Genomic DNA, 19,884 nt, shown 5'->3' on the forward strand with positions numbered 1-19,884 from the left:
GAGCGATGACCATCTATTTCGAGATCGTCGGCCCCTACATTGCAGCCTTGATGATGAGTCTCGGTGCACTCTGCATCTTCATTTGGGGCGTGCTCTCGGGCGCCTTTAGCGGCGCCAACGATGCATCCATACGGTTCCTGCAGAGGGAGATCGGCGATGACGGATCCGACGCACACGCCAAACACGACGGCGAATAACAGCTCACCCGCCGATAAGGAGGAGATGGAGGAGTATGCGGGTGGCACTATTCAGTCTCGCCACGGCTACATCCCCGTGTGGCTGCTGGCTGTCTATGTCGTCCTCTTCATCTGGGCGCTGTACTATCTTGTCGTTTATTGGGGCGGGTTGGGACCGGGACGGATCTAGCGATCGCCGCCCACGCGCAAGCTGGTGACTGACTGATTCCGATTCGAAAGAAAGGAGCAGGAATTGCCGGTTCAGAAGGAGCAGAAGGTGCTGGTAGCCAGGATCATTCTCGCCCTCGTGGCCTTGAATCTGCTGTTCCTGTTCACCGAGTTAGCCATAAACGTAATCCGCGTCTATTTCGGCTGACAGGAGGGCGTGCATGATCGAGAATCCGGTTTTTTCGCTCGCCGATGCGAGTGCGATCCAGATCATCGGGTTTGTCGGCTTCGCGATAGCCACCGTCGCCTTTTTCGTTTGGGTCGCCTATCTCGTGCGTGGGTAGCGGCGGCGAAGCGGTGCCGTCGCTGCACAAGCGTTGGACGGGCAGGGCAATCTGCCGATGAGCGCCTATCTCGTAATCTTCGTCGCAGGGTTCGCAGGCAGCTTTCACTGCATCGGTATGTGCGGCGGGTTTGCTTGTGCGCTGGGCCGCGATCCGCAGGGACGCGGTGCGACAGTTCTGCGCCATCTGCTGTACAACACCGGTCGATTGACGACCTACTGCTTTATCGGCGGACTCGCGGGCGCCCTCGGTCAGGTCATATGCACGCCGCAGGGAACGACAGTCCCGCTGCTGAGCGGTCCGCTTGACACCGGTCAGCGGATTCTCGCGATCTTCGCCGGACTGCTGATGATCGCCATGGCGCTGCAGTTCTTTGGCCTGCTGCCGCACCTGCATCGCGTCACCGCCGGCTTCGGCGCCAGTACGCTCGCGGCATCGCTGCGCAGCCTGTTGACGGCACCGGGACATGCCGCCCCGCTCGCGTTTGGCGTATTCAATGGCTTCCTGCCTTGTCCGCTGGTCTACGCGTTTGCCGCGCAGGCGGCGAGCACGGCCGCAGCGTTGCCGGGCTTTCTCACCATGGCAGCGTTTGGGCTTGGGACCTTCCCCGCAATGCTTCTGATGGGCGGCGTCGGCCGAGCGCTGGCGCCGGCGTGGCGGCAGCGCGGCGTGTGGCTGGCCGGCAGTTGCATTCTGCTCCTCGGTCTCGTCACCGCTGGCCGCGGCATCCTGCCCTTCGCCGTGCACGTCGCGCATGGTTGGACAGAACCAGCATGACGGCCCAGGACCATGCGCTGTGCAGCCACTGCCTGTTACCCATCGGGCGGCGGGCGATGCGGCGCACGGTGAACGGTGAGGCTTGCGCATTCTGCTGCTACGGCTGCTGTATCGCCTACCAGGTCAAGCACGGCCAAAACGAGGAGTGGGAGGCCGCTTGGCTGCTGATCCGGCTCGGGGTCGGCGGCTTTCTCTCCATGAATATCATGCTGTTCAGCCTGCTCCTGTATACCGGCGCCTTCAGCGGCGCAGATGCCGAGATGCTTCCCTGGATTCATCTCCTGCTCTGGCTGTTTGCCACGCCCGCGGTAATCATTCTCGGCGGACCGTTTCTGCGCGAGACGTGGCTCAACGGCAAGGAGGGACGCCTGACCTCCTCGGCGCTGATCGTCCTTGGCGTCGGCGCCGCCTATCTCTATTCCGCCTTCGCCGTCATCGAGCGCGCCCCCAATGTCTATTTCGACACCGCAAGCATGGTGCTGATGCTGTTCACCGTGGGCTACTATCTCGATGCCGTCGCGCGGGCACGGGCGGCGCGTGACCTGCAGCCGCTATTGGCGGCGGAAAGCGAGTGGGCGACCGTCGTTGTTGGCAACGGAGAGTATCGCCGGCCGGTGCGCGAGGTCGGCGCCGGTACGTTGGTGCGGGTGCGGCCGGGGGAGCGCATCCCCGTCGATGGTGTGGTCAAAGAGGGCGAATCGCACACCGACGAGGCCGTCATTACCGGCGAAAGCCGGCGGATCGCCAAGGACGTCGGATCGCAAGTGATCGCCGGCAGTCTCAATCTTGACGGCCCGCTCCTGATCGAAAGCAGCGGCGCGGCAGATGCGACCCGCTGGGCGCAAATCTGTCGATCGGTGCGCGATGCGCTCACCTGTCGCAGCCCAAGCCAGCGCCTTGCCGACAGCATTGTCGCCGCATTCGTACCGATCATTCTTATGCTGGGGGTTGGAGCGTCGGTGTACTGGGCACAGCGCCTGGCGTTTGACCGCGCCTTCTTGATCGGCCTCGCGGTACTGGTGGTGGCCTGTCCGTGCGCGGTGGGACTGGCGGCGCCAATGGCCACGTCCCTGGGCATCGGACGACTGGCGCGGCACGGCTGCCTCGTGCGCGACCCTGCCGCGCTCGAGGCGCTCGCGCGCATGCGGTTGATTGCCTTCGACAAGACCGGCACGCTCACTTCAGGCGAGACCCGCGTTGTCGCCATTGATACCGACGGCACCAGCGCCGACGTGGTGCTCGCGCATGCCACGGGACTGGAATGCCATTCCGAGCACGGCCTGGCCCGCGCCGTCGTTGCAGCGGCCGCGGCGCGTGGACTCGAGCAAGTGGCCAGCCGCGACGTTCGGGTCGTACCGGGACGCGGCATCCGCGGCAACTCGGGCGGTCAGACCGTGATGGCCGGCAGCGCGATCTTGATGCGCGAGTTGGGTTGGCCACTGGCGACCGCTCTGGCCGAGCGGGGGCGATTGCGCGAAGCGACGGGCCATTCGGTGATCTATGTCGGCTGGGGCGAGCGGGTGCGTGCCGTGCTGTCGCTTGACGATACGCCGCTCCCAGAGGCGCGCGCGACGGTCGAAGCTTTGCGTTGCCGCAAGGTGCGCGCGATACTGTTGACCGGCGACCTTCCGGCGGCCGCGCAGCGAATTGCCACGGCAGTCGGGATTGCGAGCGACGATATCGAGGCGGGCCTTTTGCCGGCGGCCAAGCGCGCGGCGCTGGAACGGCGACGGCGGAACCATGGCATGGCCGCGATGGTCGGTGATGGCCTTAATGACGCGCCGGTGTTGGCCGGAGCCGATGTGGGGATCGCGGTTGGTTCGGCGACTGACCTCGCCCGCGAGGCTGCCGCGGTCGTGCTCCCTCCGGGAGGGCTATGGATGCTGCCGTGGGTGATCGACGTTGCTCGCGCCGTTCGCGCGACTATACTCACCAACCTGGCGTGGGCGTTCGGTTATAATCTCATCGCCGTGGGTCTCGCGATGGCCGGATTACTCCTGCCGGTGTGGGCGGCGGCAGTGATGGCAGGCTCAAGCATTGTCGTCGTGTTGAATTCGCTGCGGCTGGAGCGGCTGCCTGAGCCAGCTCCATTCGCCGCGGCGGAGAGCGCTCCTCCACCTCGCAGCACCGCCGTTTCGGTCAATAGTGAAGTTCTCCAAGCGGGTTGACCCTTCGGAAGCGGGAGCTAGCCGAACGTGTCATGCGTAAACGCAGCGTACCAGCTTTGCGCCTCGCGCGCGGCCCGGTGGCGGGTTTCGGCGCTTTCCTGCACCTGGCTGACGAAGTTGTCGATGATCTTGATCGTTCCGGCAACGGGCTTGAAGCTGACAGCATTGCTCACCGCATCATCGGGACTAAGAAAAGTATAGCAAGTGTTGAACAAATGAGGCGGAGCGCGCTCGGACGCCGCAAGCGCCTCGACGATAGCAAATGCACAGGCCTTGGCCTGGCTATTCGCAACAAATGCCGATTTCGGCATGTCCCCGGCGCTGGCTGCATCGCCTACGACGTGGATTCCGGGCTGCAGCTTCGATTCGAATGTTATGGGATCGACCGGGCACCAGCCAGACTGATCCACCAGACCGATCTGCTGCGCGAACTGGCCGGCCTGTTGCGGGGGTATGACATTTGCGATGGCGGCCTTGAATGTCTCGCCCGCAGTCCTGACCGATCGTTCCTTCACGTCGATCGCCTTTATTCCACCGGTGAATTGGGCGGGTAGCCATTCGATCATACCCCTGTAGTGACGTTCCCAGGCATCCAGAAATAGATCCTGTGAGTTGAAGTTGTCTTTCGCATCGAGGATCAGGATCCTCGAGCCCGGCTTATGCTGTTTGAAATAATAAGCAATCAGAGAGGCACGTTCGTATGGGGCGGGCGGACAGCGGAACGGGTTAGGGGGCGCGACGAGCACGAAGACGCCGCCATCGTCCATGCTTTCGAGTTGTCGTCGCAGCAGTTGCGTCTGTGGGCCCGCGTTCCAGGCGTGCGGGATAACCTGCGTTGCCGCCTCGTCATACCCCGCGAGGGCGTCGTAATTGAAAGCGATGCCAGGGGCAACGACGACGCGGTCGTAAGGTAATTTTGGACCACTCTTAAGCCAGACGGTTTTTGCGACCGGATCAACCGCTGCCACGGAGTCATGAATGACATTTATGCCGTATCGTTGTGCGAGTGTCTTGTAGCCGTGCGTAAGCGACTCGAACGAGCATAGCCCGGCGAGATAAAGGTTGCTGAAAAAGCAGGTCGTATAATTCGGCTTTGGCTCAACCAGCGTGACCTCGATTGTTCGCGCGCTGGCGGCCAAGTACTTGGCTGCCGTGGCACCGCCGATGCCGCCGCCGACGACGACAACCCTCGCCTTGGCCTCGCCTGCCGCCAATCGAGGGCCGAGCGCCGCGAGGGCCATTGCTCCCGTCAAGCGACCGAACTCTCGACGTGTCCGGGCCCTCATGGCCTGACCTGCTTATCGAGCGCTGCGAGATAGCGCGCCACGGTCGCGATTTCTTCATCACTGAGCGAAAGGGCGATGGCGCGCATGATATGGCTCGGGCGCTCACGCGATCTGTACGCGAGCATTGTGCGAGTGAGCATCTCCGGACTCATGCCAAGGATCGTCGGAATACCACCATCGCCGCCATCCAGACGATGGCACGACGCACACATCGCAGCGAGTCGGGCTCCACGATCGCGATCCGCTGCCAGGCTGGGATCGGTGAAAGTAATGAACGAACCTGCAGTAATGGAAGCGGCAATGATTTTGCGCATGCTGAATCCGGCTCTATCCCGTGTCTGCGATCGCCAATCCCTTCTGCTCATGGGAGCATGGCAACATCTCTACAACACCATTAGGCGACAGTGAGCTGGTGCTCCAATTCATAGATGCCGCCGCCATCCTCTTCCCAAACGAACTGGAGCCGGCCGCTTTCTGTCGCACGCAAGTAGAACTCAATGAAAGGATTCGCTGCCATGGCTTCGTGGAGATCGACGCTGAATACCACGACCCCGTTGTAGCGGCAGATGAACTTGTTGACGATCTTGCGCGGGATGACGTTGCCGTGCTCATCCTGCCGCAGCCCGGTCTCCATCCGATGGCTGATCAGGGTCTTGACCGAAAACACTTCACCGCTCGCGGCGGCGCTTGGCACTTGTACACGGGGTGTCGGTGCGAACATTCCGCACCTCCTTCCGGGAAGTCATTTGCATCCGTTGGTGGCGACCTCGACCCAGGTCTCGGTCATCAGCAACGTGCCGTCGTTCATCTCCGCCATCGCCAGAACATATTGCGGTTCGGCAAGGCGAATGCGCGTCGACACGCGGGGCTCGCTGCGTTGCGGGAGGAAATGAAAGGTGGCGACCTCAATTAGCGGGTTTCGTGGCGCCAGCACAGAAACGTGCCTGACGTGATCGGCTTCCGTCATGGGACTATCGATCGCGAGCGTAAGCGGCACCGTGTATCCATTCGGAAAGCTCCGCGGCATCACCAGATGCAGACGATCGGATGCGGTCGGGGTTTTTCCGGTCAGTTGCTTGACGAGATCCACCGCGTAATCGTTCGGGGGCTGTGATAAGGCGAGAGCGGCGCTTGCAAAGCCGGTGCTCCCCGCAACGGCGGCAGTCAAGACGGTTCGGCGTGTAAAGCCAGGTAGCCTTGTCTTCTCCAACGCGAGATCCCTCCTATCGGCAGGCGGAACTCTCGAAACGAGCGCTCGACGTTCTCGATATCTTTGTGCGTCGAAATCCTACCATGGGTGCTCCGACTGGCCCTCGCGGGGCCCTGCGACCATTGGCGCAGCTCGACATTAATCCTATTGACGGGCATAGCCGAAGAGGCGCGCTGCAGGCGGCCGTATGCGGCTCGCGATTGATCAGAACTCCATGTTGCCGCGATGGTGGTCGTGATCATGGCCCGGCAAGGGTGGAGGCGGCGGCGTCGGCAGCTCGGCGACCATGGCTTCAGTGGTGATGAGCAGGCCGGCGACCGAGACCGCGTCCTGCAACGCGGTGCGCACCACCTTGGTTGGATCGATGATGCCCCTGGAGACCAGGTCGCCGTACTCGCAGGTCTGGGCATCATAACCCCAGTTGTACTGCTCCTCCTCCAGGATTTTACCGATCACCACCGAGGCGTCGTCGCCGGCGTTTAGTGCTATCTGCCGCGCTGGCCAACCGATTGCCTTCTTGACGATGTCAACGCCATGCTTCTGGTCCTCGTTGGCAGGCCTCATGCGGTCGAGCACCTTGGCGGCGCGCAGCAGCGCGACGCCGCCGCCCGGCAAGATGCCTTCCTCAACCGCGGCGCGCGTCGCATGCATCGCGTCGTCGACGCGATCCTTGCGCTCCCTCGCATCGATCTCTGTGGCCCCTCCGACATGGATCACCGCCACGCCGCCGGCCAGCTTGGCGAGCCGCTCCTCCAGCTTCTCGCGGTCATAGTCGGAGGTGGTCTCCGCGATATGCTTCTTGATCTGGTTGATGCGGGCCTCGATGTCCTCCTTCTTGCCGGCGCCGCCGACGATCGTGGTGCTTTCCTTGTCGATCATTACCGTTCTGGCGCAGCCGAGCATGTCGAGCGTGGCGTTCTCAAGCTTCATGCCGAGATCTTCCAAGATGGCGGTACCACCGGTAAGGATGGCGACGTCTTGCAGCATCGCCTTGCGGCGATCGCCAAAGCCGGGCGCTTTCACCGCCGCTACGTTGAGGCTGCCGCGCAGCTTGTTGACCACGAGGGTGGCGAGTGCTTCTCCTTCGATTTCTTCGGCGATAATAAGCAGCGGCTTGCCCGTCTGCGCCAGGGCTTCCAGCAGTGGCAGCAGTTCACGCAGGTCCGAGAGCTTCTTCTCATATGCGAGGACGTAGGGATTCTCCATCTCCACCCGCATCTTGTCGGCATTGGTGATGAAGTAGGGCGAGAGATAGCCGCGATCGAACTGCATGCCCTCGACTACGTCGAGCTCGGTCTCAATCGACTTCGCTTCTTCCGCCGTGATCACGCCCTCATTGCCTACCTTTTTCATGGCCTCGGCGAGCAACCTGCCGATTTCGGCATCGCCATTGGCGGAGATGGTGCCGACCTGCGCGATCTCGTCGTTGGAAGTTATCTTCTTCGAGTTCCTCTTGAGATCCTCGACGACCGCCTCGGCCGCAAGGTCGATGCCGCGCTTCAGGTCCATCGGATTCATGCCGGCGGCGACTGCCTTGGCGCCTTCGCGAACGAGGGAAGCCGCCAGCACGATCGCAGTGGTTGTGCCATCACCGGCGACATAGGAGGTCTTGCTCGCGACCTCGCGCACGAGCCGCGCCCCCATGTTCTCGAATTTGTTCTCGAGCTCGATATCTCCGGCGACCGTCACACCGTCCTTGGTAATGCGGGGTGTGCCAAACGACTTTTCCATTACCACGTTGCGGCCCTTGGGCCCGAGCGTCACCTGCACCGCGTTGGCGAGCATGTCGATACCGCGCAGCATGCTTTCACGCGCCCTGCCGGAAAATGCGATTTGCTTACCTACCATGGATGGTTCCCGACTTGATCAGGTGACCTCGCGGGCGCCGCGGGCGTATAAGTCCGAATTTGCGGGTCTCCCTTTGCTTGTCCGTACGACAACGACCCTCGGAGCGTGCACGTGCGGCGCGCTTGCGCTGGTGATTTCAATCCACACGATTTCAGGCCGTCCAATGTTTTAAGCTAGCGGCCAAAAAGCCAATCAAATTGCTTTGCCGCGGCATTAAGAATATCTTATCGAGGTGATCACGACCCGGCAGCTCTGTTATCTTGATGCGCTTGCCCGTCATCAGCATTTCGGACGAGCCGCGGCGGAGTGTTGTGTCAGCCAGCCCGCTCTTTCAATGCAGATCCACGAACTGGAGGGGCTTCTCGGCATAGAGTTGATCGAGCGGCGCCCGGGCGCGCCGATGTTCACCGAACTTGGCATCGAGATCGCGCAACGCGCCGGAGCGATCCTCGGTGCAGTGCGCGACCTGACAGACCGGGCTCAACATGGAGCCAAGGTGTTGAGCGGAACGTTGCGCCTTGGCGTTATCCCCACGCTGGCACCGTATATCTTGCCGCGGTTGCTACCGCAACTGGAGCACGGGTATCCCGATCTGCGCCTTGATTTGGTGGAAGCACAGACCAAGGTGCTGCTCGCTGATCTCGAGCGTGGCGCTCTCGAAGTATTGTTGTTGGCGTTGCCACTCAAGATGGCCGTGGTTGAAGTTCTCCATCTTGTGAGAGACCGCTTCCTCTTTGCTGTACCCGCCGATGACCCTCTTCCGGAAACTGCGCGCGTGACGCCCTGCGAGGTGAAGAAGCGTAAGCTTATCCTGCTGGAAGAAGGCCATTGCTTGCGGGATCAGGCGCTCGACTATTGCGCCAAGGGGCGTTGGAATGTCGCCTCGAGCCTCAGTGCGACGAGCCTTCCAACGGTCATGCAGATGGTGGCGAGCGGATATGGCGCCACGCTACTCCCAGAAGTCGCGGCCGATGCCGAGTTGCGCGACGACCGAGTGAAGCTCCTACGTTTTGTCGAACCGCAGCCGGCCCGCAGTATCGGGCTGGCCTGGCGCCGGACGTCTCCACGCAAGGGCGACTTCCTGGTGCTTGGTCAGATGGTGAAGAATGCACTGAGCGTACCAGCCCGACCGCAATGTATTCGCCACGAGCGCACCGGTTCGCGAACGGCGATCTAGTAGCAAGCAGTCGGATCGATGGCTGTGGTGCCGCTCGCAGTGCCGGCGTGTGCGTTCCTCTTCAACTCCTCACGCCTACCGACCCGCGGTCAATGGTGAACACCCGATCGAGCAGGCCATGCGCGTGTGTCATGCTCGATTCGGAGAGAATCACCGACAATCCGGACTTGCGCAGCCCCGAGATCACCTCGGCCAGGCGCCGGGCCAGCACCGGCGCCACGCCCTCGAACGGCTCGTCGAGCAAGAGAAGCTTGCGTCCCGCCATCATCGCCCGACCCAGGGCCACCAGCTTCTGCTGGCCGCCCGAGAGCTGCAAGGCCTTGCGTGCGCGCAAGGTCGTCAGCTCCGGGATGATGTTGTAGATGTGCGCGAGCTGCACCTTTGCGTCGTTCGCGTCCGCGGCCCAGGCAGGCAGCAGGATATTCTCCTCCGCCGACAGGCCAGGCACAAGCCGCCGATCCTCCGGCATGTAGCCGATGCCGAGCCCTGCGCGACGGTAGGTCGGCAAGTCCGCCAGCTCCAGGCTCTCGAAGTCGAGCCGTCCGGACGCCGGTGCCTGCAGCCCCATGATGGTGCGCAACAGGGTGGTCTTTCCTGCGCCATTGCGCCCGATCAGGCCGGCGAACTCCCCTGCGCTGACCTCCAGATCGACGCTGCGCAGAATCGTCACCGCCCCGATCGACACGGAGACACCCTCAAGCCGCAGCATGGGGTATCTCCTCGCCGATCACGTAGCGGCGTACGTTCTCTGCGCGCAGCACGGTATCGGGCGATCCGTCCGCGATGACGCTGCCGTCGTAGAACGCCACCACGCGCCCGGCAAATCGCGCCACGATGTCCATATCGTGTTCGACGAAGATCACCGTCACCCCGGCGATACGCGCCGCGCTCATCACGACGTCCATGATGGCGAACTTCTCGTCGGCGGAGACGCCGCTCGTCGGCTCGTCGAGCAGAAGCAGCTTGGAGCGGCTGGACAGGGCCATGGAAACGTCGAGCAGCTTGCGGATTCCTTCGGGCAACAGGCCGGCCTTCTGCGCCGCATAGGGAGCGAGCTCGAACCGCGCCAGCGCCTCATCGGTCGCAGCCCGGGGATTGTCAGTCGCGGCGATACTCTCGGCGAGCAGCAGATTCTCGCGAACGCTCAGCGAATTGAAGAGCTGCGGTATCTGAAACGAGCGCGAGATGCCGAGCTTGGTGATCTGGCGCGGGCTGAGGCCTACGATGTCGCGTTCGCCGAACAGGATTTGCCCGCTGTCGGGCCTGAGGTAACCAGTCACCATATTGAGAAAGGTCGTCTTGCCGGCGCCGTTGGCACCGATCAGGCTGACGACGATGTCGGGATCGAACGTCAGGCTGATGTCGGCTGCCGCCCGTACGGCGCCGAAGCTCTTCTGCAACCCTTGAGCTGTCAGCACCGCACTCATGCGGACCTCCGCCGCCGCTCGGCGAGCGTCCACAGGCCGGCGGGCAGGAACATTATGATGGCCAGCATGGCAAGGCCGAGCGACATCTGCCACACGTTGGGCGCGTACTGGCTGGCGATCGTGCGCAGAGCCTCGAAGATGGTGGCCGCCATGAACGGTGCCAGAATGCTCTGGATGCCGCCCAGGATGGCGATGAACACGAACTCGCCTGAGGTCGTCCAATACGTCATCTCGGGATCGACATGGCCGACCGCGAGTGCCGCGAGGGCGCCGCCCAGGCCCGCAAGGGCACCCGCGATCAGATAGTTGACGTAAACCACGCGGTAGGGTGAGGCGCCGAGATAGGCCACCCGCAGCTCGTTGTCGCGCACGCCGGTGGCCAATCGCCCCCAGTGTCCGCCCAGCAGCCTGTGCACCAATAGCGCCACAACCACTGCACAGACCGCGCCGGCAATGAGAAACACCCGCCGCTCCATGCCGGGCGCCAAGGCAACTCCGAAGAATGTGCGCGCATGCAGGTTGAACCCGTCCGTGCTGCCGAGCGCGGCGCTCTTCACCAGCACGCCGTACAGGATCATCGAAAATGCCAGCGACAGCATGGCAAAGAAGATGTCGCGATACCCGGCGAGCAGCAGGCCCAGCAGAGCGGCGACCAACCCGGCGGCAGCGGCGCCTGTGAGCAGCATCACGGCCGCATCGGCAACATGCAGATGATGCGAGAGGAGGGCAGCCGCATAGGCGCCGATGCCGAAATACAGCCCCTGCCCGAACGACACGAGCCCAGTGCGCATCAGCACAAGAAGGCCTAGCACCACCACGCCTTTGGCGAGAGCCAGCATGGCCATGAACACCAGCCATTGCGGCGAGAGCAGAGCCAACCCTGTCAGCGCGACGAGGGAAGCGATTGCGACGATTGCAGCTTTCATATCTTGCGCGCCTCCTGCGCCGCGAACAGTCCCTTCGGGCGCGCAATGAGCACCATGGCCATCACCGCGTAGATGGAGAACAGCTCGGCCTCCGGCCAGTAGCGCACCGTGGCCGAGCGGACGAGGCCGACCAGAAGCGCGCCGAGCGCCGCTCCGCCGAGACTGCCGAGACCGCCGATCACCACCACCGCGAAGGCGAGCACGATCACCTCCACGCCGATGCCGGGCGTCACGGCTATCGTCGGCGCCGTGAATGCCCCGCCGAGCGCCGCCAGCGTCGCACCGACGGCGAACGTGGCGAGATAGACCCGGCTCACGTTGATGCCCATGGCCATGCTCATCTCACGGTCGTGGATGACGGCGAGCAGCAGCTTGCCCTGGCGCGTGCGATAGAGCGCCCAGGCAAGGATGAGCCCGGTCGCCAACGCCAATGCGATCAGCAGTACGTTGTAGACGGGGTAAGGCAGGCCGCCGAGCTGAAAATTTCCGGGCAAAGCGTAGGGCTCGGGCAGCAGCAACGAGTCCACGCCCCAAACCAGCTTGATCACGTCCTCCATGATCAGGAAGACAGCATAGGTGATCAGCACGAGCACCACCTCGTCCTTGCCGTACATCCACTGCAGCAGGCCACGCTCGATCAGCGGGCCGACGAGGGAGCCGACGAGGACGGCCGCGAGCAGCAGCATGGCGAAGCTGCCGGCCGCGGGCAGTCCGCCACCGAGCCATGCGCCGGCAAGCGAGCAGGCCGCATAGGCGCCCAGGGCGTAGAGGCTGCCATGGGCCACGTTGAGGATGCGCATGACGCCATAGATCAGCGTCAGCCCGGCTGAGATCAGGAACAGCCAGGATGCATAGGCGATGCCGTCGAAGGCAACGGGCAGGATGCTGCTCATTGGAAGTGAAGCGGCGGCAGCCTGCAGAGCTGCCGTCCCTGATTGCTATTTCTTGAGGCCAGACTTGATCCAGGCTTCGCTTTTCACGCCGTCGGGTGGATTCACCTTGTCCGCGGAATAGCGTGCGACATCCACGATCTTGAGCTCACCGCCCTCGACCTTGGTCGTGCCGACAGCGGCATCCATGATCGCCTGGTGGCCCTTGCCGAGCGCCATCTTCACCGGCCCACCGGGGCCTTCAAAGGTCAGGTTCTCGAGCGCAGCGATGATCTTGTCTTGGTCGGGTGCCCCATTGCCGCTGCCCTTGGCCTTCTCGTAGGCCGCCTTCACGCCGAGGATTGCCTGCGTCATCTTGAAGGACGCATAGTTCGGCGGGACGTGGTAGCGGTCCTGGTAGGTGGTCTTCAGCCAGCGCGCGAGATCAGTGTCCGGTGCGAAGGGCCCAAACGGACCACGCGCCCCCAGAATGGTTCCGTCCGGAATCCGCGTGCCCAACCTGTTGATGGCCGGTTCGCCGGCCGACAGCACCACCTTGTGCTTCTCGAACAGGCCACGCGGTGCGCCCTGCAGCACCAGGCCCTCAAGATCGCCGCCCCACATGCTGGAATGGACCACCTCCGCACCGCTACCGAGGAGAGTGGTGATTTCGGCGCCGAACTGACCCGCAAAAAGCTTCGGCATCTGCGAGGTCTTCACCTCGATGCCAGGCTTGAGGGTCTTCATGGCGTTCTCGAAGTCCGCCCAGGAGTCCTGACCCCAGGCATAGTTCTGATTGAGGCCGGCAATCGACTTTACGTTGGGAGTACGCTCCACCAGATAAAGCGCAACGGAGACGTTATCCATCGTACCGGTTGGACCGGTGCGAAACACGTATTTATAGCTCGCGTCCTCGAAGATGCGAGGCGTGCCGCAGTCGAACAGGACGGTGAGCTTCTTCTGCTCCTCGGCAACGGGCGCAATCGCCAGGCAATCGCCGCTCGAGATGTAGCCGATTACGATGTCGACCCTTGGCACGAGATTGCGATACTCGGCCACCTGCTTCTGTGGGCCGCCCGCCTCGTCGATGATGACGAGTTCGATGGGCGTCCCGCCGAAGCCCTTCTGGGAATAGGGTGCGGGCACGGTGCCCGCGTTGAGCAACTCGGCCGTCAGCTCGGCGGCGTTGCGGGCCGGGACCCCGAACGGACCGGCGGCCGGACCGGACAGGAACGTCACGATGCCGACCTTGAGGGGTTGCTGCGCCTGCGAAGCCGGCACCGCCAGCAGAACGACGAACGCGGCCAAGGCCGCGCGCAACCCGAAGCTCGATAATGGTCGCATTTGTTTCTTCCTCCACGTTGTCGGTCTGATTGGACCCATGGACCTAGCGGTCTCTTGCAAGCCACTTTACTCCGCCTTGAACCCGTTAGAAGGCCGGCGAGGATTGCCGGCGGTTTTTCTGCGATCTTGCGTGCCGGATGATGGCCCGTCGTCAGGTGGCCAGTGCCAATCGGCAATGGCTGTGAGTTGCTGCCCGAATCCGGGCTCAGAAGACCTTGGTGTGTGGAAAGACCATGTCACGGCCTTTAGTACCTCTTACAGGCTTCGTGCGCGCTCCCTCAGCGTGAACTTCTGTACCTTGCCGGTCGCCGTCGTGGGCAGCGGCCCGAACACTACCGACTTTGGCGCCTTGAAGTGCGCGAGCCGGTCGCGACAGAAGGTGATGATCTCGTCCTCGGTCGCCTGAGTGCCGGGCTTGAGCTGCACGAAGGCGCAGGGCGTCTCGCCCCATTTCGAATCCGGCCGCGCGACCACGGCGGCGAGCTGCACCGCCGGGTGCTTGTAGAGCGCGATCTCGACTTCGACGCTGGAGATGTTCTCGCCGCCCGAGATGATGATGTCCTTCGCGCGATCCTTGATCTCCACGTAGCCGTTCGGATGCTCGACCGCGAGGTCGCCGGTGTGCATCCAGCCACCGCGGAAGGCGTCGGCCGTCGCCTTCGGCTCCTTCAGGTAGCCGAGCATCACCGTGTTGCCGCGAACCATGATCTCGCCGATCGACTGGCCGTCGCGGGGCACCGGCTTCATCGTCTTCGCATCGGCCACCATGTGCCCTTCGACCACGGGATAGCGGACGCCTTGGCGCGCGACGAAGCCGGTGCGTTCGGCAAGCGGCAGCGCCGACCAGTCATCCTGCGGCGCGCAATAGGTCGAAGGACCCTGCAGCTCCGTCATTCCGTAGATGTGCGTGACGCGGAAGCCGAGTTGCTCCATCGCTTCGATCACCTTGGCCGGCGGCGGCGAGCCCCCGGTCTGGATTTCCACCACATGGTTGAATCGGCGCAGTTGCTCTGCCGGCGCCGACGTCAGCATCGTCAGCACCGTCGGCGCGCCACACATGTGCGTCACGCCGTTCTCGACGATCATCGGGAAGATCAGCGCCGGATCGACCTTGCGCAGGCACACATGCGTGCCGCTCATCGCCACCACCGACCATGGGAAACACCAGCCGTTGCAGTGGAACATCGGCAGCGTCCAGAGATAGACCGGCTTTGGCGGCATCGGCCAGGCCATGATGTTGCCGACGGACTCGAGGAAGGTGCCGCGGTGATGATAGACGACGCCCTTCGGTTTTCCGGTGGTGCCGGATGTATAATTGAGCGCGATCGCGCTGCTCTCGTCGGCCGGCGCACTCCAGGCGAAGTTCGGATCGCCCTTGGCGATGAACGTCTCGTATTCGACCTTGCCGAGCCGCTCGCCGGCCCCGGAATGGAGCTCGTCGTCAACGTCGATCACCAGCGGTCGCTTTTTCAGTGCCGCAAGCGCAGGACCAACCTGCGCCGCGAACTCGCGGTCGGTGATCAACACTTTCGCCTCGGCGTGCTGGAGGATATAGGCGATCGTTGCCGCCTCGAGACGAGTGTTGATGGCGTTCAGCACCGCGCCGAGCATCGGCACGCCATAATGCGCCTCGACCATCGCCGGTACGTTCGGCAGCATGACCGAGACAGTATCGCCGCGCTTGACGCCGGCGCCCTCAAGCACCGATGCAAGGCGACGGGCGCGCTCATAGAACTGGCGATAGCTATAGCGCCGCTCGCCGTGGATTACCGCGATCCGATCCGGATAGATCTCGGCCGAGCGCGGCAGGAACGAAACGGGCGTGAGCGGGGTGAAGTTTGCTTTGCTGCGGCCGAGGCCAGAAAACACGCCGTTGCCGGCCCCGTCGCGCGGCCGTCGATTGGACTTCGCCGCACGCGTCTTGCGTGCTGGCCTGGAGATCGTTCGCTTGGGCCGTGCCGCACGCTTGCCTTGCGGTGCTCGTACCATCGCTGCTCCTCCCGGCGCCCGAGCTGTGGCGAAGCGTCGGCGCACGCCGTCCGATCCGGTTCTTTTAGACCAAGGCGCTGAGCATATACCAAACCGCGCCCCCCGACTGTCAGCAAGGCGAAATTCTTCGGCCCGCCCGATCATCTGCCATTCGATTGCTGCGGCACGGCATAATTCCGCGCCGGAAAGACAAGGGACTTGCAAACGAGCGTGACATTCCTCAGGCTCACCATCGTCCGCGGACGGTCAAGTGCAGGAGGTGCGACGCGGGACCGGCCTTGCAAGATTCTCAACCACAAAGGAGGCGGAAAAACCGCCCGCTTTTCAGCAGGAGGAGACACCATGAGAACTGTCAGTGTTGCGGCGGCTGCGCTGCTTGCCGGCATGATGACCAGTGTTTCGGGCGGCGCTTTGGCCCAGGAGCGTACCGTCAAGATCACCGGCTTCGGGGCCAAATCCGGCGTCGTCCGCGTGTTCGGCGTCAACAGCGAGGCGGCGATGAAGGCGGCCGCCGAGGAGATCAACAAGGCGGGTGGCGTCACCTTGGGCGACGACGCGAAAGCGAAGCTTTCGGTCGAATTCCTCGATGACCGCTGCAATGCCGAGGAGGGAATCTCCGTCATCCGCCGCATCGCCTCGTCGGATGCCTTTGTGGCCGTCGGGCCGACCTGCTCGAACGTTGCCGAGTCGCTTTTCGGCATCCTGCAGAAGAAGGTGGGCGATGCCTCCGACAGCGGCCTGCAATTTCCGGTTTTCGCAGACGTCGCTGCCAAGGGCGGCCTCGCCGCGATTTCCGAGTGGGCGTTCCGCAACGTCCCGAGTGAGCTCGAAATGTACAAGTCGCTGTTCGCGTGGCTGAAGCGGGAGCACCCCAATCTGAAGACGATCTACGGCGGCGTCGAAAAGGACTTTGCGCATTCCAACGCCACCTACGGCGTGATGAAGAAGCAGGCCGAGGAGAACGGCTTCCAGTTGCTCGGGACCGGCGAGTGGCTGCTGAATGACACGAACTTCTCGACGCAGGTGCGCGAAATGCGCCGCGCCAATCCGGAGATCGTCGCCATTTCCGCCCACCCGTTCACGACCTGCGGGGTGCTGCGTGAAATGGACCGCCAAGGCGTCAAGCCGAAACTCCTGATCGGCCTGACCAGTTCCTCCAGCATCGAGACGCTGCAGGGCTGCGCCAAGCAGGCGGAAGGCATCATCATACCGACCAGCTTTGCGCCGGTCACCGCAGAGGCGAAAACTGCGGCCGAGAACGTTTCCAAGCAAGGGGGCAGCATGGATCTGCACAGTGCGGCTGCCTACGAGATCATGTTCATCCTCAAGGACGTGATCGAGAGCCAGAAGATCATGGCAAAGCCCGATACCGTGCAGGCTGACCGCAACAAGATGCGGCAGGGGTTGGCCGCGTTGAAGGAAACAAAAGGGCTGCTCGGCACGGTTGGGCGCACCAACGACCGCGAAGCGATCAAGCCGTACCTCTACGTGTATGCGAAGGACGGGAGCTGGCAGGTCCTCCACAAGCCTTCGTCGTGATCGCCGTCAATGACGCGGCGGGCCCGGCTGGCCCGCCGCATCCTGTCAACCTGACCCTGTAGTGTGGGGGGCACCGCAGTGGACCTGCTTGATCTGATCGATGCCGCGCAGTCCGTCGCCGACGGGTTGCTGTTCGGCTCCACTTACGCGCTGCTCGGAATAGGTTTCACGCTCATCTTCGGTGTGATGCACAAGATCAACCTTTCCTATGCCGCCGCGTCGATTGGCGCTGCTTACGGAAGCCTGCTGCTTCTCAGCGGCTTCACCGCCGCGCCGGCAGTCATCGTCTTCATGGCCGCGGCGCTGTGCGGCGGGGTGATCGGCGCGCTCGTCTATTTCATCGGCTTCAAGTTCATCCCCGTCGCCAACCCGCTGGCCACCTTGATGTCGACCGTCGGGCTGCTGCTGCTAATTGACGAGATCATCGTGCACACGACCGAGGGCGTGCCGCTCGCCTATCCGGCGCTGTATTCCGACGTGGTCGTGCGGCTTGGCCAGTTCATGCTGCGCGGCGACCTGATGTTCGTCTTCGTCCTTGGTTGTGCCTGCATGGTGCTGTTCCTGCTGCTGCTTTATCGGACCAGGCTCGGCATCGCCACGCGCGCCGTCTCGCAGCAGCCGATCGCCTCGCAGCTCTGCGGCATCAGCATCCTGCAGGTGAACGTTCTGACCTTCGTGGTCACCGGCATGCTGGGGGGCATTGCCGGTGCCATGAGCGGCGCGGCGATCGGCATGCTGTCGCCGCTGTTGGCTCAGCCGCTCACCGTCAAGGGCCTGATTGTCACCGTGATCGGCGGCCTCGGCAGCATACCCGGGGCGATCATCGCCGGCCTGATCGTGGGCGCGCTGGAGAGCCTGTTCCAGTTCCTGCGCGGTGTGACCGAACGGGACCTCTACATTATGATGCTCCTGTTCGCCTTCCTCGTATTCCGGCCGGGAGGCATTTTCGCCAAGGCGCCCGGGCGCGACTGAGAGGGGAGCGGGCATGGATTTCTATCTCGGTCTCGCACAGGTCATCGGCGTCCATACGCTGCTGGGGCTCTCGGCCTATTGCGTCCTGCTCACCGGGCAGGTGAGCCTGGCACAGGCGGCCTTCTTCGCCGTCGGCGCCTATGTCGCGGCGATCCTCACCGTCATCTTCAAGTGGCATCTGTTTGCCGCGCTCGGCGTTTCCGCCGTCGTCTCCGGTCTGACCGCCTGTGCCGTCGGCTTCCCGGCGCTGCGCGTGAAAGGATTGATGCTGGTGGTCGCCACGCTCGCCTTCGGCGAGGCCGTGCGTCTGTTCTTCTTTAATTTCACCTACCAGATCCAGGCGGGCGAGCTGAAGATCGGTCCGCACGGCGCCGAAGGTTTTCGCCAGATCCGCTACTTCCCGGAGCATGGCTGGTCCACCTTCGACGTTCTCATGTTCATCTGGCTGATGGTGGCGATCGTCATGGCATGCCTGTGGTGGCTCGATCAATCGCGCGCCGGCGCCGTGATGCGCGCGGTCGGCGAAGACGAGGTAGCGGCGCACAGCTCCGGCATCAACGTCACGGCCGTGAAGGTATTGGCCATGACCATCGGCGGCGTCATCGCCGGAATCGGCGGCGGCATCTTCGCGCACTATACGACGCACATCGAGCATGTGCAGTTCGGCGTCATTCTCGCGACATTCGCCATCGCCTATCCGATCCTCGGTGGGCTTTCGAACGTGTTCGGCACGCTGCTTGCCGTCATCTTCATCCAGGGCTTCCTGATCGAGGGCCTGCGCTTTCTCGGTGATTGGCGCAATCTGCTGTTCGGCGCGCTGATCGTGCTGGCAATGAACCTGCGGCCGCGCGGCTTTCTCGACGCGGGCGGCGTCGCCTCCCTGAAACGCATGCTGTTTGCAGGCAAGGAGAGCTCCGGTGCTTGACCTTCAGGGCATCGCCAAGCATTTCGGCGGGGTCCACGCGGTGGACGGAGTAGATCTGACCGTGAAACGTGGCGAGATCCTCGGCCTGATCGGGCCGAATGGCTCCGGCAAGAGCACGATCGTCAACTTGGTCTCGGGCCTGTTTCCACTGACCTCCGGCCGGATTCTCTTCGAGGGCGACGACATCTCGGACCTGCCGTCCCATGCGCGGGTCGGCCTTGGCATTGCGCGGACTTTTCAGAATATCCGCCTGTTCGGGCAACTGTCGGTCTGGCAGAACCTGTGGGTCGCGCAGAACTCCCGCCAGCAACGGCAGGAGGTGTTCTTCAAGCGCTGGTTCGGCGGCTCCGCGGGCGTGCAGGCGGAAATCGAGCGGACGCTCGAATTCTTCGACCTGGCGCACAAGCGCCACGAACTCGCCGCCAATCTCTCCTTCGGAGAGCAGCGGCGGCTGGAATTCGCCCGCGCCATTTCCGCCAGGCCCAACCTGCTGCTGCTTGACGAGCCGGCGGCGGGCATGAATGCCGAGGAAGTGGATCAACTCGATGCCCGCATCCGCAAGATGCGCGATGACGGGTTTACCGTCCTGTTGATCGAGCATCACGTCGAGCTGGTCATGTCGGTCGCTGACCGGATCGCCGTTCTGAACTTCGGCCGCAAGATCGCCGAGGGGCCGCCGGCTGCCGTGCAAGACGATGCTGCCGTGCGCGAAGCCTATCTCGGCACGCGGTGAGGTGAA

At 63.2% G+C, this 19,884-nt stretch carries 22 protein-coding genes; 11 read left to right on the plus strand and 11 right to left on the minus strand.

Annotation, left to right across the window (positions count from 1 at the left end):
- The first annotated feature begins 5 nt into the window (after positions 1-5).
- From LMTR3_RS20960 to LMTR3_RS20970, 6 genes are all read left to right on the plus strand, one after another.
- Complete coding sequence (locus tag LMTR3_RS20960) at positions 6-197, plus strand: hypothetical protein (protein ID WP_065746929.1); 192 nt, start codon at positions 6-8, stop codon at positions 195-197.
- Positions 157-366 (plus strand): hypothetical protein, encoded by a 210-nt coding sequence (locus LMTR3_RS36735; protein ID WP_084029740.1) that lies wholly within the window; start codon positions 157-159, stop codon positions 364-366. Before LMTR3_RS20960 ends, LMTR3_RS36735 begins: the two co-directional genes overlap by 41 nt.
- 63 nt (positions 367-429) lie before the next feature.
- Positions 430-552: a hypothetical protein gene (locus LMTR3_RS39860; RefSeq protein ID WP_283809312.1), complete on the plus strand. Its 123-nt coding sequence runs from the start codon at positions 430-432 to the stop codon at positions 550-552.
- Positions 553-565: 13 nt separating this feature from the next.
- Positions 566-688: a hypothetical protein gene (locus tag LMTR3_RS39865; RefSeq protein ID WP_283809313.1), complete on the plus strand. Its 123-nt coding sequence runs from the start codon at positions 566-568 to the stop codon at positions 686-688.
- 57 nt (positions 689-745) lie between these two features.
- A complete protein-coding gene (locus tag LMTR3_RS20965; protein WP_065746930.1) occupies positions 746-1,465 on the plus strand; it encodes a sulfite exporter TauE/SafE family protein in 720 nt (239 codons plus the stop codon).
- Positions 1,462-3,633, plus strand: coding sequence for a heavy metal translocating P-type ATPase (locus LMTR3_RS20970; RefSeq protein ID WP_245319960.1), 2,172 nt, complete (start codon positions 1,462-1,464; stop codon positions 3,631-3,633). Before LMTR3_RS20965 ends, LMTR3_RS20970 begins: the two co-directional genes overlap by 4 nt.
- A 17-nt stretch (positions 3,634-3,650) precedes the next feature.
- Here the strand turns inward: LMTR3_RS20970 and LMTR3_RS20975 are convergent, their stop codons facing one another.
- The 5 genes from LMTR3_RS20975 to groL all read right to left on the minus strand — a co-directional run bounded on the left by LMTR3_RS20975 (position 3,651) and on the right by groL (position 7,977).
- The gene (locus LMTR3_RS20975; protein WP_245319961.1) at positions 3,651-4,874 is read right to left on the minus strand and encodes an NAD(P)/FAD-dependent oxidoreductase; all 1,224 of its coding nucleotides are present in this window, start codon (positions 4,872-4,874) and stop codon (positions 3,651-3,653) included.
- A 41-nt stretch (positions 4,875-4,915) separates the two neighbouring features.
- Complete coding sequence (locus tag LMTR3_RS20980) at positions 4,916-5,233, minus strand: c-type cytochrome (protein WP_245319962.1); 318 nt, start codon at positions 5,231-5,233, stop codon at positions 4,916-4,918.
- Positions 5,234-5,313: 80 nt separating this feature from the next.
- Entirely contained in the window at positions 5,314-5,640 is a 327-nt protein-coding gene (soxZ, locus tag LMTR3_RS20985; protein WP_065746933.1) for a thiosulfate oxidation carrier complex protein SoxZ, read from the minus strand.
- A 21-nt stretch (positions 5,641-5,661) separates the two neighbouring features.
- A complete protein-coding gene (locus tag LMTR3_RS20990) occupies positions 5,662-6,009 on the minus strand; it encodes a thiosulfate oxidation carrier protein SoxY (RefSeq protein ID WP_245319963.1) in 348 nt (115 codons plus the stop codon).
- A 324-nt stretch (positions 6,010-6,333) separates the two neighbouring features.
- Entirely contained in the window at positions 6,334-7,977 is a 1,644-nt protein-coding gene (gene groL / locus LMTR3_RS20995) for a chaperonin GroEL (protein WP_065746935.1), read from the minus strand.
- 232 nt (positions 7,978-8,209) lie between these two features.
- On the opposite strand from groL, the gene LMTR3_RS21000 reads away from it, so the two are divergent.
- Positions 8,210-9,154, plus strand: a complete 945-nt coding sequence (locus LMTR3_RS21000) for a LysR substrate-binding domain-containing protein (RefSeq protein WP_065746936.1) — start codon at positions 8,210-8,212, stop codon at positions 9,152-9,154.
- Positions 9,155-9,215: 61 nt separating this feature from the next.
- Here LMTR3_RS21000 and LMTR3_RS21005 read toward each other — a convergent pair whose 3' ends face one another.
- The 6 genes from LMTR3_RS21005 to LMTR3_RS21030 all read right to left on the minus strand — a co-directional run bounded on the left by LMTR3_RS21005 (position 9,216) and on the right by LMTR3_RS21030 (position 15,709).
- Positions 9,216-9,863, minus strand: coding sequence for an ABC transporter ATP-binding protein (locus LMTR3_RS21005; RefSeq protein WP_065746937.1), 648 nt, complete (start codon positions 9,861-9,863; stop codon positions 9,216-9,218).
- Entirely contained in the window at positions 9,850-10,581 is a 732-nt protein-coding gene (locus tag LMTR3_RS21010; RefSeq protein ID WP_065747343.1) for an ABC transporter ATP-binding protein, read from the minus strand. The genes LMTR3_RS21005 and LMTR3_RS21010 overlap by 14 nt, the downstream gene beginning before the upstream one ends.
- Positions 10,578-11,507: a branched-chain amino acid ABC transporter permease gene (locus tag LMTR3_RS21015; RefSeq protein WP_065746938.1), complete on the minus strand. Its 930-nt coding sequence runs from the start codon at positions 11,505-11,507 to the stop codon at positions 10,578-10,580. Before LMTR3_RS21015 ends, LMTR3_RS21010 begins: the two co-directional genes overlap by 4 nt.
- Positions 11,504-12,400, minus strand: coding sequence for a branched-chain amino acid ABC transporter permease (locus LMTR3_RS21020; protein WP_065746939.1), 897 nt, complete (start codon positions 12,398-12,400; stop codon positions 11,504-11,506). Before LMTR3_RS21020 ends, LMTR3_RS21015 begins: the two co-directional genes overlap by 4 nt.
- Before the next feature lie 45 nt (positions 12,401-12,445).
- Positions 12,446-13,720: an ABC transporter substrate-binding protein gene (locus LMTR3_RS21025; RefSeq protein ID WP_065746940.1), complete on the minus strand. Its 1,275-nt coding sequence runs from the start codon at positions 13,718-13,720 to the stop codon at positions 12,446-12,448.
- A 255-nt stretch (positions 13,721-13,975) separates the two neighbouring features.
- Positions 13,976-15,709, minus strand: coding sequence for an acyl-CoA synthetase (locus LMTR3_RS21030; RefSeq protein WP_084029742.1), 1,734 nt, complete (start codon positions 15,707-15,709; stop codon positions 13,976-13,978).
- A 342-nt stretch (positions 15,710-16,051) separates the two neighbouring features.
- Here LMTR3_RS21030 and LMTR3_RS21035 point away from each other — a divergent pair, with 342 nt between their 5' ends.
- The 4 genes from LMTR3_RS21035 (at position 16,052) to LMTR3_RS21050 (ending at position 19,878) form a co-directional block, all read left to right on the plus strand.
- Positions 16,052-17,248, plus strand: a complete 1,197-nt coding sequence (locus LMTR3_RS21035; RefSeq protein ID WP_065746941.1) for an ABC transporter substrate-binding protein — start codon at positions 16,052-16,054, stop codon at positions 17,246-17,248.
- Between the two features lie 78 nt (positions 17,249-17,326).
- On the plus strand, positions 17,327-18,220 hold the full coding sequence (locus tag LMTR3_RS21040) for a branched-chain amino acid ABC transporter permease (RefSeq protein WP_065746942.1): 894 nt from the start codon (positions 17,327-17,329) through the stop codon (positions 18,218-18,220).
- 13 nt (positions 18,221-18,233) lie between these two features.
- The gene (locus LMTR3_RS21045; protein WP_065746943.1) at positions 18,234-19,145 is read left to right on the plus strand and encodes a branched-chain amino acid ABC transporter permease; all 912 of its coding nucleotides are present in this window, start codon (positions 18,234-18,236) and stop codon (positions 19,143-19,145) included.
- Positions 19,138-19,878: an ABC transporter ATP-binding protein gene (locus tag LMTR3_RS21050; RefSeq protein ID WP_065746944.1), complete on the plus strand. Its 741-nt coding sequence runs from the start codon at positions 19,138-19,140 to the stop codon at positions 19,876-19,878. The genes LMTR3_RS21045 and LMTR3_RS21050 overlap by 8 nt, the downstream gene beginning before the upstream one ends.
- The last annotated feature ends 6 nt before the right edge of the window (positions 19,879-19,884 follow it).

The sequence above is a fragment of the Bradyrhizobium sp. LMTR 3 genome, from assembly GCF_001693485.1.
Taxonomy (GTDB): domain Bacteria; phylum Pseudomonadota; class Alphaproteobacteria; order Rhizobiales; family Xanthobacteraceae; genus Bradyrhizobium.